At 51.7% G+C, this 14,907-nt stretch carries 12 protein-coding genes and 1 tRNA gene; 3 read left to right on the top strand and 10 right to left on the bottom strand.

The features are described from left to right. Window positions 1-25: 25 nt before the first annotated feature. From F3J41_RS11110 to F3J41_RS11090, 5 genes are all read right to left on the bottom strand, one after another. Window positions 26-703 carry a MarC family NAAT transporter gene (locus F3J41_RS11110; protein ID WP_166711151.1) on the bottom strand — a complete coding sequence of 226 codons (678 nt, stop codon included), beginning with the start codon at window positions 701-703 and terminating at the stop codon, window positions 26-28. Between the two features lie 268 nt (window positions 704-971). Further along, window positions 972-1,607 (bottom strand): hypothetical protein, encoded by a 636-nt coding sequence (locus F3J41_RS11105; protein WP_021506729.1) that lies wholly within the window; start codon window positions 1,605-1,607, stop codon window positions 972-974. Between the two features lie 95 nt (window positions 1,608-1,702). Then, on the bottom strand, window positions 1,703-2,182 hold the full coding sequence (locus tag F3J41_RS11100; RefSeq protein ID WP_021506730.1) for a carboxymuconolactone decarboxylase family protein: 480 nt from the start codon (window positions 2,180-2,182) through the stop codon (window positions 1,703-1,705). A 12-nt stretch (window positions 2,183-2,194) separates the two neighbouring features. Next, the gene (locus tag F3J41_RS11095; RefSeq protein ID WP_166711149.1) at window positions 2,195-2,800 is read right to left on the bottom strand and encodes an FMN-dependent NADH-azoreductase; all 606 of its coding nucleotides are present in this window, start codon (window positions 2,798-2,800) and stop codon (window positions 2,195-2,197) included. Window positions 2,801-2,811: 11 nt separating this feature from the next. Next, on the bottom strand, window positions 2,812-3,237 hold the full coding sequence (locus F3J41_RS11090; RefSeq protein ID WP_166711147.1) for a GNAT family N-acetyltransferase: 426 nt from the start codon (window positions 3,235-3,237) through the stop codon (window positions 2,812-2,814). A gap of 120 nt (window positions 3,238-3,357) precedes the next feature. On the opposite strand from F3J41_RS11090, the gene F3J41_RS11085 reads away from it, so the two are divergent. Continuing rightward, window positions 3,358-4,737, top strand: coding sequence for a PLP-dependent aminotransferase family protein (locus tag F3J41_RS11085; protein WP_166711145.1), 1,380 nt, complete (start codon window positions 3,358-3,360; stop codon window positions 4,735-4,737). Window positions 4,738-4,846: 109 nt separating this feature from the next. Here the strand turns inward: F3J41_RS11085 and F3J41_RS11080 are convergent, their stop codons facing one another. Then, the gene (locus F3J41_RS11080; RefSeq protein WP_021506733.1) at window positions 4,847-5,362 is read right to left on the bottom strand and encodes a DUF2501 domain-containing protein; all 516 of its coding nucleotides are present in this window, start codon (window positions 5,360-5,362) and stop codon (window positions 4,847-4,849) included. Between the two features lie 249 nt (window positions 5,363-5,611). On the opposite strand from F3J41_RS11080, the gene F3J41_RS11075 reads away from it, so the two are divergent. Next, a tRNA-Leu gene (locus F3J41_RS11075) sits at window positions 5,612-5,696 on the top strand. A gap of 186 nt (window positions 5,697-5,882) precedes the next feature. Continuing rightward, window positions 5,883-7,142 (top strand): integrase arm-type DNA-binding domain-containing protein, encoded by a 1,260-nt coding sequence (locus F3J41_RS11070; protein ID WP_166711143.1) that lies wholly within the window; start codon window positions 5,883-5,885, stop codon window positions 7,140-7,142. Between the two features lie 242 nt (window positions 7,143-7,384). Here the strand turns inward: F3J41_RS11070 and F3J41_RS11065 are convergent, their stop codons facing one another. From F3J41_RS11065 to drmA, 4 genes are read right to left on the bottom strand one after another with little or no spacing between them, the layout of a single operon-like run. Next, on the bottom strand, window positions 7,385-8,167 hold the full coding sequence (locus F3J41_RS11065; RefSeq protein ID WP_166711141.1) for an HNH endonuclease: 783 nt from the start codon (window positions 8,165-8,167) through the stop codon (window positions 7,385-7,387). Between the two features lie 48 nt (window positions 8,168-8,215). After that, the gene (drmC, locus tag F3J41_RS11060; protein ID WP_166711139.1) at window positions 8,216-8,977 is read right to left on the bottom strand and encodes a DISARM system phospholipase D-like protein DrmC; all 762 of its coding nucleotides are present in this window, start codon (window positions 8,975-8,977) and stop codon (window positions 8,216-8,218) included. Window position 8,978: 1 nt separating this feature from the next. Beyond that, window positions 8,979-10,838 carry a DUF1998 domain-containing protein gene (gene drmB, locus F3J41_RS11055; RefSeq protein WP_166711137.1) on the bottom strand — a complete coding sequence of 620 codons (1,860 nt, stop codon included), beginning with the start codon at window positions 10,836-10,838 and terminating at the stop codon, window positions 8,979-8,981. Between the two features lie 2 nt (window positions 10,839-10,840). Next, on the bottom strand, window positions 10,841-14,815 hold the full coding sequence (drmA, locus tag F3J41_RS11050; protein ID WP_166711135.1) for a DISARM system helicase DrmA: 3,975 nt from the start codon (window positions 14,813-14,815) through the stop codon (window positions 10,841-10,843). Window positions 14,816-14,907 lie beyond the last annotated feature (92 nt).

The following is a 14,907-nucleotide window of genomic DNA, read 5'->3' as shown; positions in this document are numbered from 1 at the left end:
ACCGTACGGTGCGATTTTTTATTGTTTAATGAAAGGTGTGCGCCACTTCCAGCACGCCGTTGATGACAAACTGCACGCCCATACACACCAGTAAAAACCCCATCAGGCGCGAAATCGCTTCGATGCCGCCTTTGCCGACCAGCTTCATGATGGCGCCGGAGCTGCGCAGCGAAATCCATAAAATCACCGCCACCGCCAGGAACGTCAGCACCGGCGCGATGGCTACCACCCACGCGGGGAAATCGACGCCGGCTTTCACCGTCGAGGCCGAACTGATGATCATCGCGATGGTGCCCGGTCCGGCGGTGCTCGGCATTGCCAGCGGCACAAAGGCGATATTCACCGTTTCGCGCGGGTCGTCGCTGGCGTCGAGTTCATCCAGCTTGTGTTTGGCCTCCACCGAATGCCCGACCGGTTTGGCGGGGAACAGCATGCGAAAGCCGATAAAGGCGACAATCAGTCCGCCGGCCATGCGCAGGCCGGGAATCGAGATGCCAAAGGTGTGCAGCACCGCGTTACCGGCATACCAGGCGACCATCATAATCAGGAACACGTAGACCGACGCCTGCAGCGCCTGGCGATTGCGTTCCTGAAAGTTCATGTCACCCGCGAGGCCGAGAAACAGCGCCACGGTGGTTAACGGGTTAGCAAGCGGCAAAATCACCACCAGGCCGAGCCCGATGGCTTTGAACAGTTCCAGCATGATTTATTCCCTGGTTAATATCAGGCGCGCAGCTGCCAGCGCAACGGTCGCCATGAATGGCGACCCTACAATATCCTGTGCACCGATTTTTTTCGTAGGGTGCGCATTTATGCGCACCGCCATGACCGCGTAACGCAATGAAAATCCTGTTGGTTACGCATTTATGCGCGCAGCTGCCAGCGCAACGGTCGCCATGAATGGCGACCCTACAGTATCCTGTGCACCGATTTTTTTCGTAGGGTGCGCATTTATGCGCACCTGGACAGCATCAATGCTTCGGCGTTTCCATCGCTTCCAGCAACTCGGGGAAAAAATCTTCCAGCAAATCCGGCGTCATCAGCTCGGGATAATGAATCAGATGCTCGCGAATGCGTTCATTCACGTCTGGCAGCAGGCGCTGGGCGGCGTCGCTGGCGCTGATTTTCTTCTGCTTCATCAGGCGCAGCACGTTATCCGGCAGGTTATCCTCATCTTCCTCGCTCTCCACGCCTTCCAGATCGTCCAGCTCATCCAGCAACTCCATCAGCGCTTCAATCTGCGGGGTGCGTGACTGATACTCTGCCGGCTTCTCGTTCTCCAGATAGCGCAGCAGCGCGCGCACCGGCGAGCCGTCCGGCGTGGCGGGCGGTTCACTGGCGAACCAGCTGAGCAGCGCATGCTGACTCACCTGATGCACGTGATAACCATTGTCCACCAGCTCATCGGCGAGGATATCGGCGGTGTCGTGCTCAATCAGGCAAATGTGGGTGCGACCCGGCGTGAACTGCTCCAGCCACTGATAGATCTCCTCAATCACGCTGTCGGCGTAATGAAACGTCTGGCTGAGGTAGCTGTCATCCGGCTGGTGAACGCAGATGCGAATCAGGTCGGGATCGAAGTAAATCGCAATGTTGATGCCTTTCATGCGCGGTGTCCTGTGTGGTGCAAAACTTCACTATAGCGTCAGGGCGCGCAGAAAAACATGCTATCGCCAGCAGCCGCAGCCACTGGCGATAAAAATTACCGCAAATCAGCACGATCCAGCCCGTAAGCGCTGTCGAGCGCGCCGGGGGCCATCTGCGACAGGATCATCAGCCGGTTCCAGGTATTGATCACCGCGATCTTAAAGGTCAGCTCGCTAATCTCCACCTCGGAGAAGTGCGCGCGCAGCTCGCCGTACAGCGCCTCGTCAACGCCGTGCTCACCAATGCGCGTCAGCGCTTCGGTCAGGGCAAAGGCAGTTTTCTCCCGCGCGCTGAACAGCGGCGATTCACGCCAGATCGCCACATGGTGCAGCCGCAGCTCGTGCTCGCCGTCAATCGCCGCCTGCTTGATGTGCATATCGAGGCAGAACGCGCAGTGGTTGAGCTGCGAGGCGCGGATATCCACCAGATGCCTGAGCGACTTCTCCAGCGACGCGCTGGCGACGCTATTCGACAAATCCGACATCGCTTTGGCCAGCGCCGGGGTGGTTTTGAAATGGTTAACGCGTTGAGTCATGATTTTCCTCCGTCAGAACAGACGTTCAATGGTTTCGAGTGCTTCGGGTAACGCGCGGGCACGGCTGAGCGGGTCGTGCGTGCCGTCGACGCGGATAAACTGCACATCGCTGATGCCGATGTACGCCAGCGCCGCGCGCACGTACGGCGTGAACTGGTCATCCTGCATAAAGGGCCCGTGGGCAAACACGCTGCCGCTGGCCATCACGCAGTAAACTTTTTTGCCGCTCACCAGCCCGACTTTGGTGCCTTCAGGCGTAAAGGCGAAAGTGCGGCCGGCGCGGGTAATATGGTCGAACCAGGCTTTCAGTACCGACGGCAGCCCGAGGTTCCACATCGGCGATGAGATAACCAGGGTGTCGCAGGCAAACAGCTGATCCACCAGGTGTTCCGAGGTGCGAATGGCGTTACGCTGCGCTTCATCACGCGCCTCCGGTGGGGTAAAAAAAGCCCTGATGGTGAAGGCATCCAGATGCGGCAGCGGCTGTTGCGCCAGATCCAGCACCGTCTCGTGCAGATCGTGATGGCGGCTGTGCAGCTTTTCGATCAGACGCGCCGAGGCGATGCGCGACGCCGATCCCGCCAGATCCGGGCTGACTTTAATGTGCAGCACATTCATGCAGTGATTCCTCATACGATAGAGCGATAAAAATGCAGGCCGAGCGCCTGATAGCCGCAGCGCTGATAAAACGCCTGCGCCCGGGTATTACTGATTGCGGTATCCAGCACCATACGGTGGCAGCCGTACTCACGCGCCAGCACCGCTAAGCCGTCGAGCAGCGCGGCGCCGAAGCCCTGACCGCGCAGCGCGGGATCGCTCACCAGGTCATCGATGTAGCAGAAGCTGCCGTGGATAAAATTTTCCAGCAGGCGATAACCGGCCAGCACCGCCGGCTCTCCCTGATGTTCGATCCCGGCGAGGCGATAACCCTGCGCCTGCTGACGCTGCGCCTGGGCGATAAACTGCGCCTCATCCGCCAGCCGCCCGCGCAGCGCACGCATCAGCGGGTAGCAGTGCGCGAGTTGTTCTGCGGTGGCGTAATGCACAATCTTCATGGCTGTCATCCGTATTGCAGGGGGAATGACTGCATCTTAAACTGCTATGTCTGAGCGAACAGGGCCATTACGCGTGAAAACAGGTAGGACATAGCACCGTGGCTTAGAAAGGAGTGACGCGTGGGTTACAAAGAGATTTACCAGCGCTTTCGGCAGCAGATACTTGCCGGACAGCTCCGGCCGGGCGACCGCGTACCGGCGATCCGCATGCTGGCGGGCGAGCTGCAGGTGGCGCGCAAAACGGTGGAGGCCGCCTATGAAATCCTCATCGGCGAAGGCTATTTTGTCAGCCAGGGCGCGAAGGGCACGCGCGTTAATCCACAGCTGAAGCTGGCGAGCGCAGCCACGCCACCGCGCGCACCGGCGACGACGCCCGCGCTACTGCCAGTGACCGAGGGCAAAGGCGAGCTGCGGCTCGGCATCCCGGCGCTGGACGAGTTTCCGCACAAAAAGTGGCGGCTGATGTCGGCGAAAGCGGCGCGCAGCCTGCGGCCGGACGAGATGATGATACCGCCGGTGATGGGATATGCGCCGTTGCGGGCGGCCATCGCCAGCTACCTGAACATTTCGCGCGGCCTCAACTGCCAGCCGGAGCAGATCTTCATCACCAGTGGCTACCGCGCTAACCTGCGACTGATTCTGGCGGTGCTGGCGCAGCCGGGCGACAAAGTGCTGTTCGAAGATCCCGGCTACTTCTTCGGCCAGCAGCTGCTGAAGCGCATCGCACCCAACCTGCACTATGTGCCGGTGGATGGGCAGGGCGTGGACGTGGATTATCTGCTGCGCTATCACGCCGACGCGCGCTTTGCGGTGGTGACGCCAACGCACCAGAGCCCGCTGGCGGTCAGCCTGTCGCTGCCGCGCAAGCATCAGCTGCTGGCGTGGGCGCAGCAGCATGACAGCTGGATTATTGAGGATGATTACGACGGCGAATTTCACTATACGCGTAAGGTGATTCCGGCGCTGAAAAGCCTGGATGTGCACGACCGGGTGATCTACACCGGCACCTTCAGTAAAACCATGATGCCGGCGATGCGCATCGGCTATCTGGTGATGCCGCAGCACACGCTGGCGCAGTTCGGCGAGCTGGGCGAGATTCTGGAAACCGGCCTGCCGCTGCTGCCGCAGAAAATCCTAGCGCAGTTCCTCAGCGAAGGGCATTTTTATCGCCACATCAAGAAGATGCGCATCCTGTATCAGCAGCGCCGCCGCATGATGCTGGAGGCCATCGAAGCCAGCTTTCCGGGGCTGTTTACCTTTGAGCTGACCGACGGCGGTATGCACATCGTGGCATTTCTGCGGCGCGGCACGCAGGACGTGGCGCTGGCGACGCTGTGGGCGCAGCAGGCGTTGTACGTGCGGCCGCTGTCGGGCTGGTACGCGCAGACGCAAAAGCGCTATGGCCTGGTGATTGGCTACACCAATATTCAGTCGTTTGAACAGGCGAGGACGCTGCTGGCGCGCGTGGCGGATGCGACGCTGACGTTGTTGAGGGCTTAGCGGCTACGTGGCGAGAGAAGAGGGCGCGGGGGACAGCCCGCGCCGGCTGGCATAAGGTGAGCGGCGATTCAGACGGCAGGAAGGCGGCCTCTGAACCCGCGCGAAGGAATCACATGCCGATGTATTTTTTGCCCTGCTTCAGCACCACATCGCAGGCTTTAGTTTTCAGCTTCTCACCCATCGGCGAGTTGCTCAGGCTCTGCAGATTCAGTTGCTGACCGTTGCCGGTGTTCAGCAGGCCCTGCAGCCCCTGCTGGTAATCGGTTTTCTGCTGCTGCGCGGTGGTGCTGCTCAGGCCCAGCTTGCTCAGCACCTGATCTTTCACCGACTTCACGTTGTTATCCACCACGTTGTGTTGCACGCAATATTCCATCACGCCGGCGGCGTTGGTCATGCTGTTGGCGCTCACCGCTTTATCGCCGCCGTTCAGCAGGCCGCTGAGCGAAGAGAGCGACAGTCCGCCGTTCTGCGTGTTGCTGGTGGCGGTGTTGCCGCTGTTCTGCTGCGACAACTGCGATGCGGCGCTGCTCAGCTGATCCTGCCAGCTCGCCGCCGATGCGCTACCGGCCACCAGTGCCGCAGCGATACCCCATCCCCAAACTAACCGTTGTGTTGCTTTTTTCATCTCAACCTCGTTGTGCTTATACGTCTGACTGCGTCAGTTGTGGTTAAGAGGCATGCAGCGGCAGAAAGTTCCGGAGAAATGGCCGCCGCGCGCGAGTTTGGGAGTGTTCCGGAGGCGACTGCCGGGGTTTTGCGCAGCGTTTTTGGCAGCGCTGCTTTTTTCGACGCTTAGCGCACATCCCCATCGATTCCGGTTGCGCCGCAAGCGCGTAACGGTATAATCGCCCACGTTTTCCGCATCCTCTTCAGTGCCGAAGTGGCGAAATCGGTAGACGCAGTTGATTCAAAATCAACCGTAGAAATACGTGCCGGTTCGAGTCCGGCCTTCGGCACCATCGGAACATCAATAGACGTCAACGGACGTCTTTTTTTGTGCCTGAAATCCAGTATTTACCCATTATTCCCGCTATATTAACTCTCTCAAGGTCAACCGACTTCAATGTACATCTACCAACAGATGTTGGTACAGATGATGGTATTTCCGGTTCGATAATGCTTGTACCAACAGGGAGGGGATAAGCATGGCTCTAACAGATATCAAAGTCAGAACAGCCAAGCCAACGGATAAGCAATATAAGCTGACTGATGGCAGTGGTATGCACTTGCTTGTCCATCCTAATGGTTCGAAATACTGGCGTTTGCAGTACCGTTTTGACGGCAAGCAAAAGATGCTGGCTCTGGGTGTTTATCCTGATGTGTCACTCGCTGATGCAAGGACTCGTCGTGATGAGGCTCGTAAGCTTTTGGCAAACAGCATCGATCCGGGAGATAAAAAGAAAAATGATAAGGTTGAGCAGGAAGAAGCACGTACTTTCGAACAACTTGCTATTGAGTGGCATGCCACAAATAAAAAGTGGTCGGAAGAACATAGCCGACGAGTACTGAAAAGTCTGGAGGATAATCTCTTCCCTGCCATAGGTAAGCGAAATATTGCTGATCTTAAAACTAGAGACCTGCTAGTCCCAATCAAAGCGGTAGAGTTGTCGGGGCGACTTGAGGTGGCATCCCGTCTACAGCAGCGCACTACTGCAATTATGAGATATGCCGTTCAGAGTGGTTTACTTGATTACAATCCCGCACAGGAAATGGTTGGTGCTGTTGCTTCAAGTAACAGGCAGCATAGACCTGCATTGGAGTTGAAACGTACCCCCGAACTGCTTCAGCGCATTGACAGCTATACGGGTAGACCTTTGACCCGCCTTGCCGTTGAGCTAACCCTCCTTGTATTTATTCGTTCAAGTGAACTGCGTTTTGCTCGTTGGTCTGAGATCGATTTTGAAACATCGATGTGGACGATCCCAGCAGAGCGAGAAGCTATTGAAGGGGTGAAGCACTCCCAGCGTGGTTCAAAAATGCGTACGCCTCATTTGGTGCCGTTATCTCGTCAGGCGTTAGCAATCCTTAAACAGGTACACAAACTTAGTGGCGATCGCGATTTTGTTTTCATTGGCGATCACGACCATCGCAAACCGATGAGTGAGAACACGGTGAACAAGGCGCTGCGCGTTATGGGTTATGACACGAAGGTAGAGGTTTGTGGACATGGTTTCAGAACAATGGCCTGTAGTTCGTTGATTGAGTCTGGATTGTGGTCGAGGGATGCCGTGGAACGGCAAATGAGCCATATGGAACGTAACTCAGTACGTGCTGCTTACATTCATAAAGCTGAGCATCTGGATGAGCGCAGACTGATGCTGCAGTGGTGGGCTGATTTTCTGGATGTTAATCGGGAAGGGGTAGTGAGTCCGTTTGATTTTGCGAAAATTAATTCAGGGAAATAGATAAGCCTTATTGAGTATAGTATTTGCAACATACGACATAGTGTTGCTGGCGATCTATCTCCAAGAGGACCTTTGATAAAAAAATGTCAGTAAAGCAGGCATCTGAACATGAGGATGGTTGGATGTCTGCTTTAAGCTTCACTGAATAGATTAACAAATACTTAATTTCATCTATTTACTTACTTCAGGAAGCATGCTTTTAATTGGCGTGTTTTTGTGCAACTGTTCTCACGAAAATAATATCATGATCTTAATATATTTTCTCGATGCCATTTTAGATAGTGATGATGCTGTGCCGAGAATGGTGGGATATTTTCAGGTAAGTTTAGTTGTGTTTTTACTTCAAAATCAAGTTCAGTGCTAATTAAGATGTGCCCATTATTACTAAATGACAGCCATCCTTGGTCAAAAAGAGCATCAATATGAGCTGCTAATATTACTCCATTATAAGGATCCAGTCGCTCATGACCATTCTGGCACGCGGCCCAAGGCTTAATATGGCTAGCCCTTAACAGAGGTTGAAAAGTAATGCCAGTTATAGGACAGGCAGGGAACAGTTTAAGGCATTTTTTCCTGAATTCACCTTGTCCAAGCCTTGAAGCGATTAATCGTTCTTTCATCGTTTCATCCAGACTTTTATCTTTTTGAATAGGTAATATATCAGCCAGTTTTTGTTCTGAGGGGGTTATCGACAGCCAAGATAGAATTTTTTGTTCAATAAGTGACTCTGATAGTTTGTTCATTTTGTTCATAACAGTCTGAGCAGACAACGGGAGCTCGCCAGGAGAACCATCAGCATTCCGCCAGCCTGTGCGTACAACACTTAGCCAAGAATCAAAACGATCACGGTGGTTTTTTAGACTGTTATAAAATTCAATTCTCGTTTTACCTGCACCAAATGTTGGATAAAATAGTGATATTGCTGCTTTCCATGTGTCAACACCCAGAACTTCAGGAGGCTTTTTTTTTCCATACTTAGCCAGATACCAAGCTACTTCTAATAATCCACTTTCATATGTATTCATTTTTTTATCCTTAGCACGAAGATTCATTTTTATATCAAGCTGAACAAATTAAATCAGACTAATGATATTTGTGTTTATAAGAGAGTACAGATGATCACTAAGTGCTTCTGGAATCCCTCCGCCTGTAATAAGTACTCCTGCTTCAATGTTTCTCTCCATGGCATACCCAGTTAGATTTGCGCTTGTAATAAAACAAGTATGACCATCGGCAACAATTACTTTCGCATGCATGCGACCTTCTGAAAATTCATTGTTTTTATTATTCCAGGCGTAAATATGTGCGCCAGGTATAAGCATCTGCATCTTGCCGATTATATCAATATTGATACTACCACCATGCTCTTGTGAAGATTCCAGCAACATTGTAATGGTAACGCCACGCTTTATAGCCATATTCAATTCATTCACAATACTCGACACATCATAGGCAACAAAGCTGGTAATAAATAAAGACTGTTTTGCCGCATTGATTATTTGTAGCAGCACTTGCTCTGTACGGCGAACAGATACAAAAGGTGTTGTTGGACCAGTCCATACAAGTTCAGTACTTTGCTCAGAGCTAACTTTAAAGTAAACATGGCTTGCAGCAAGAAGCATAGATGCTAGTTCATCTGAACTGACCATGGTGTTTTGCCATGCAATTGCTAGTCTCTCAATAGCGTTACTTGCCTTGGGAGTTCCTACTGCACCTGGCAGTACCAGCAGAGCCTTGCAGGCTTCAGTCCGTCGAATTCGGCCAGCGATCGCTTGTATCTTTTCAGGAGAAACCAGACAAACTAGCTCGGCAACAGCATCTAAGAGTTCATCCATGTTAAAAACCCTTAAAAAATGCAGCGTGAATACGCTCAAGTGTTGGTACTAATAGCGATCGATCCAAATAGCGGTTGCCTTGCTCACAGGAGGTTTCTGCTACCAGAGTACATGCATGGCAGGCTGCGGCATGTAATGATCGATCTTTCTCCGGGTTATGTTCAGAACATAGTGGGTCAGAAGAACAGATCTTAGAACGATTTAATGCTTGTACCAGCAAGCGACCAAGATTCTCTGGTTTACCAAGATCTACAAGACCACCCAGTGTGCCATCAGAATCAGCTGCTGCTGTGTAGATCAAGATACCAGCTTGTGGATTGCCGTTTGATGTATCAGCATAGATACGTTCGCGAATACTTGCTGCGTTGTATCCACATTCCAGGGCTAGTTCACGGATCAACAAATGAGATAGGGTATGCAGCATGGCATATCGGATACCTGGGTAATTTTCATTCGGATCGAGATTACGAGAGTTACGCCAACCGGTATGACCACCACGAAGCATCTCGTCTACTTGCTTGACGGCATCCAGTGATTCCCAAGCTACAAGAGCCTTTTCATTGAATTGGATAAAGATACCTTCCCCATGCACCTGGTTCGCTGGCACCCATTCAGGTTTATTGCGTGCCAAGCTAGCCATCTGAGGACGTTCATTTATCTCTCCGGATCCTTCTGGTGCCTCTACTCGAGTAAAACCAAGCAGAGCATTAACTTCTCGTAGTCGTTCAAGTAGTAATACACGGCTGATGTACGGTATGAATTGTGCTGGGGTTCCGATCTTCTTACTCATGAAGTGTGGATAATCCGTGGGAGGGTTGGCCTCTGTCAGCACTTCCCATTCTGGACCTTTGATATCGGCTTCACCGACAAATTCGCTATCGCCACCAGAACGATACATTTCGATGGCTGACCAGATGTCTGACACGCTATATTTGTCGATTCCAGGGAGACCGCCAGTTAGCTTGAGTGTCTGCACAACGATGGGAACCATGACTTCAGCTGTAATTGCTTCAAAGAACGGCCATCCATCTTGAATCAACTGACTGAGAGGATTTTTTGTTTGGGGTATGGCCAATGCAGAAAGCGTTATCGGAAACCAGCTGTTTGTGGCTCCTAGCAGTACTGCCCGTGGTTCTTCACCGCAGTCAATGTCGAATTGATCCAAATGTGGGTGGCGACCTCGACAAGCTGGAAGATTTTCTTTACCGGCTTTGCCGAAGGCATGGGCCATGCTTCGTGATGCCTCACAGCTATCACACCGTACCCACAGGTTTTCGGTTTGTAAGGATGCACCGCTCTCAAAGAAGCGCAGTGTCCCTTTGCATGTACTATTGCCACCATGGACAAAGTAGTGCCAAGGAAAGTCATCTAGATGACCGTCACGACAGGCAAGCAGAAAACGTGCAGGAACAGCATCAGCATCCTTAGCGGGTAAATTCCTTTTAGAACCTGTACAGCCTTTGTGAACAAAGCGAGTTCGTTCGGCCCTGAATCGATCCTCTCTGATCTCAAGCAGACCATCATCAAAGGGCGACAACAAACCACACTTTACACAGCGCATCCAGCGAGGAAATGGACGAACAGGTACACCTATGTTGGCCTCGGCTGACCAGGGGTCAACGAGCTCGCTTTTCTGAAAGGGCGGCATTCTCAAATTTTCGACTTGTGATCCTAATACCTTCCGAACAGCAGCAAGAAGCCGGGCCTCTTGAATTGGCTGGCAACGATCTCGCTCCCACTGGTCAATACCTAGTGTCACTACAGATAGGCTCGGTAGATCGATTAGCGCGCCAGGCCCATAAGTCCATAGCAACTGGCTTGGGCGTACTTCGCCGACTGGAGTTTTGTTATTGATGATCATATTCAATCCTCGTCATTCGTTGCAGGACGAGGCTTCCAATCGTGATCGTCCTTGATAAATTTGGTGTCCATAATCAGGCGTACTCCAGACTCAACTTCTCGCATTGACATAGGTACAGTCCAGTTGTCCCACGCTTGAAGCCCTGGTGATTTGATCAACGCCACAGTCTTGTCTTTTTCGGGGCCTCTCTTTTCATATCCCAAAATTCGTCCGCCTTTACTGGCCTCTTTGGCCCATTCGTCGGCACGCTCTTTCAGTTCATTTTCAGCTAACAACTTACGTGCATTATCTTCTGCTACATTGCCTGCACGAGTCGCTAAAACTTCAATTGCATGAGCGAGTTCACTCTGGTTTGACATATCCAATTTACCCGCACCTTCATTCGGGCTGAACTCGTTATTCTTCAGACGCATAAGACTTAGCAACGCCCCTGTCAAACCACGATCCATTGCACGTGGAGAGAATGGCGTTACCGATTGTGCCTCAACATGCTTGTAGAAGGTGGCGTGGTAATGTTCGAATGTTTCGTAATGAGAGAGGTCACGCGGTCGGGCCCACGTAAGTACGGTGCAAACTAGGCCGGGGAATGAACGTCCAACACGACTGGTAGCCTGAATATACTCGGCCGTTCCCTTAGGTTGTCCATTCACTGCCATCAGGCCGAGTCTATTCACATCGACTCCCACTGACAGCATATTGGTCGCCAGCACTACATCAATAGCGCGAGTATCACCCTCCTGCCATTTCGTTACGTATTTACCTGCAGAGTTATCAAACTCGGCCTTAAACTTGACCTCAAGATTGTCGAGGTACTTTGGGATATCTTGGCTGGATACACGAGAAGTCAATTCGCGGATGTTGCTGACACTACGTTGTGCCAATGCAGGCCGTTCCACCATGCTCATTTGCACGCGATAGGAACGTGTCTGCACATCATCTTCTGCCAATCGCTTCATTCCACCTAATTCACGCAGAGAGTTGAAGTAGCCGACCATAGTCATATAAGGATCAGCAGGTTCACCGAAGTGGTCAAATAGTTCCTGTGCCGCAGTTAAGAAAGCGGTATAGACACGAATAAGCATTGCTGGGCGCGAGCTACCGGGTGAACAGACTCCCAGATAACGTCGCCCAAATTTATCCTTAATGTGGCGTTGAACTGAGAAGAAGTTATCTTCCACATCTAGTCCATGTGGCGGGAATACCGAAACTTGACGCATAAATACATTATTTACTTGTTCTTTGGCTTTGCGCACCGTTGCCGTTGAGGCGATGATTTTCGGTTTTACCGTTTTTCCGTTGAGCGTCCAGCTACACAGCTCATCGACGGCAGTTTCATACAAACCTACCATGGTACCCAGTGGCCCACTTATTAGGTGGAACTCATCCTGGATTATTAAATCAGGTGGTCGGATGGGGGGGATTGCCTTCACTTTAGCTGAAGGTTGTCCTTTGAATGCTTGGTGGTTTCCAGTGCAATTGGCCCCAGGCCAGAGTAAGCCGTGCCGCTCACATTCTTTTTCAACTCGGCCAAAAAGAGTCCGCACTTGGCCACGCCATGCCATCATGGCGAACTTATCCACTGTGGCAATCATCATTGTCGGAGGACGATGGTAGATTTCTTCATCTACCACCAGTACTGGTATTCCAGGGTGTAGTTGCTTGCTGGACTTTCCCTTGGAAAATTCGCAACGTCCTTTTTTGTCACCACAATAGATAAACGTTCGGCCGCCAGCTTTATCCTTTTTAACTTCGACATCTTGCCCAGGAATGATTTCGGTACCACACCATGGACAGCTGGTCAGTTGAACGGGTGAGGCTGTTCCCGCATTATAACTACCCGTGTTACGTGTTTTTTCGATAGCATTATGGCTATCTTCAGTCGTTCCCGGAGTCACTTTATTGCCGACCCATAGGCCAATAGTGAATGGCTCCGTTCCGAGGGACTTATCACCCTTATCTAGTGCCTCGCGTCGCAGCACTTCCATTGCACAAATAAGTGCTGTAGCACGCTGGAACTGTTGCAGTGTCAGCAAACGAAGGGTGTAGCGCATGATTACAGTCAAACCACGCGAGCTATCGTACCCGCCCAAATTACCCTGCATACGTCGAATAGCCATGGTGAAGGCGGCTACACCCAGATAGGCTTCAGTCTTACCACCCCCGGTAGGAAACCACAGCAGGTCCGCATAAGCCTCAATAGGTTTGACTCGGTCTGGGTGACACGGATCCGCTAGGGATGGAATCGACAGCAACAGAAAGGCTAACTGGAATGGACGCCAGCTGCGGTTCTTCAGAACATCGAACTTATCTAGGGTAACATCCTCGCCTCGGCGCATGGCAAGTGCATACAAGCTGCGTATACGTTGCGTGGCCATCGCCTGGTTGGCGAAACGGAAGGCCGCCAGAGCATTCTCATTATTCTTAAGTGTATTGATACCTTCTTGCAGGCGGGTATGGATCTCCTGACAACGATTTATGGCCGTTTGTGCTTGGGTATCGAAGCCCTTGGCCTTGCTGCTCACATTCAAGTTCTGTTCATCAATCCAGGTAGCGTAGTCATTAGTTAGCACACTCAAGGCATCAACTAATGGATCAATGTCCAAAGTGGCTAGTCGTTGCATATCAAGCAGACCACTACTTACCATTTCTCGCATAGCAGGACGATCGGATAGCTCAAGCCCAGGAGTCTCAGTTGCCTGAACCTCGTACTGTGGCATCACTGTAGTACGCACTTCTGTGGCTAGTGTGACGTCATCCGCTATTTCTGCATGAACTGCAACTCCATGACCCACGGCGAACTCAACACGATCTCGGTAGATCATCTCAAGTGCTTCGCGCTCTGGGTCCATACCATCTGCATCTAGTACCGGTCTGCGCCTGAAAATGGCAGTCTTGGCAGCATCTTTTGCTGCTCGAACGATCAGCTCTGGTTGAAACACCCATGCTGTATCACGGTTTGTATCAGGTTCTTCCTGCGCATTAACGAGGAAGAGTGTAATCAGCCGATCACCATTGTCATTTTTAGCTCGAATTGAGCCCTGCACTCTAACTTCCGGGGAGGCACTATCCGGAGCATTGTGTGAAATCGAGCCTTCGATCAGGGGGAGTACGATCTTGCCGCCACAAGGAATGCGTTTCCAAACCTTAGCTTTTTGCCCATTGGACTTAAAGAATTGATGTTCATCATTTGGCACACGCTCATATCGCCCCCAACACGCTTCGATCTCGATCCGATCGACGTCGCCATCCACGCAGAAAGTCATGCCGAGGCTACTGGGCACTAATGACTGATTGCTGGCTGCATCAATCTCTTCTGCCGTATCGGTTTCGCCGCTACCAAGGACTGAGGGAGAGTTCACCTTTGCAGTCTTCGCCTTGACGATCAGGTCTGGCTCTTCATCTTCAATATCTTCAGCATCAATAGGGTACTCCTGCCCTCTTTCGGCTGCTTCACGTGGGGCTAGCTTGCCAACTAGGTAGCGGTCGCGAACACCCATATCGACGATGAGTTCATTAGGGCCACCAGCAGGGCCAAGCAAGTCGTCCATCACAGCCAATTGCAGCAGTTCGCGGATATAGGTTTGATCCCCGATTTTTGGTATTTCAGCAATATTCGTATTCAGTGCATTTGGGAGCATTTCAATGAATTCTTTCCATTGAATACGACCAGAACTTCCTTTTGCTGGTAGTGTGAGTGAGGTCATACCAACCGAAATAGATGGCTTGACGTGCAACATGCGATCGAAAAACAGCGTAGTACTTTCAAGATCGGAACGAATACGCAGAATGCGTCCGATTCGCGTGATATGACCTGAGGTATCTAGAATCACGATCCAATCGTCATTTGAGATGCCTTGATTGAGTTCTCGCTCGCCTTTTAAGCGCTGCGTATAGAGGGCTAAGGTCGGAACTTTCACTTGGGCACGGTCAATCGCGAACCATGCATTAGGTGATCTGGTTGGTTTATCATTTATCATTATTTCCCTCCATACCGCTCTAGACGAAATTTTGAGCCGTGACAACAAGATCAACGGGGGTTGCGTTGATCATTAATGAACTACCTTTCTCA

The organism is Pantoea sp. Ap-870, from assembly GCF_011752515.1.
Classification (GTDB): Bacteria; Pseudomonadota; Gammaproteobacteria; order Enterobacterales; family Enterobacteriaceae; genus Pantoea; species Pantoea dispersa.
Note: the sequence above shows the minus strand (reverse complement) of the source record. Positions and strands in the feature narration are given on the sequence as shown.

Coding starts and splice junctions, on each gene's coding strand:
- F3J41_RS11090 (WP_166711147.1), bottom strand. CDS start 3,237: ATGAAGATTGTGCATTACGCCACCGCAGAACAACTCGCGCACTGCTAC.
- F3J41_RS11105 (WP_021506729.1), bottom strand. CDS start 1,607: ATGAAAGGCATCAACATTGCGATTTACTTCGATCCCGACCTGATTCGC.
- drmA (WP_166711135.1), bottom strand. CDS start 14,815: ATGATAAATGATAAACCAACCAGATCACCTAATGCATGGTTCGCGATT.
- F3J41_RS11065 (WP_166711141.1), bottom strand. CDS start 8,167: ATGAATACATATGAAAGTGGATTATTAGAAGTAGCTTGGTATCTGGCT.
- F3J41_RS11100 (WP_021506730.1), bottom strand. CDS start 2,182: ATGACTCAACGCGTTAACCATTTCAAAACCACCCCGGCGCTGGCCAAA.
- F3J41_RS11070 (WP_166711143.1), top strand. CDS start 5,883: ATGGCTCTAACAGATATCAAAGTCAGAACAGCCAAGCCAACGGATAAG.
- F3J41_RS11110 (WP_166711151.1), bottom strand. CDS start 703: ATGCTGGAACTGTTCAAAGCCATCGGGCTCGGCCTGGTGGTGATTTTG.
- drmC (WP_166711139.1), bottom strand. CDS start 8,977: ATGGATGAACTCTTAGATGCTGTTGCCGAGCTAGTTTGTCTGGTTTCT.
- F3J41_RS11080 (WP_021506733.1), bottom strand. CDS start 5,362: ATGAAAAAAGCAACACAACGGTTAGTTTGGGGATGGGGTATCGCTGCG.
- F3J41_RS11095 (WP_166711149.1), bottom strand. CDS start 2,800: ATGAATGTGCTGCACATTAAAGTCAGCCCGGATCTGGCGGGATCGGCG.
- drmB (WP_166711137.1), bottom strand. CDS start 10,838: ATGATCATCAATAACAAAACTCCAGTCGGCGAAGTACGCCCAAGCCAG.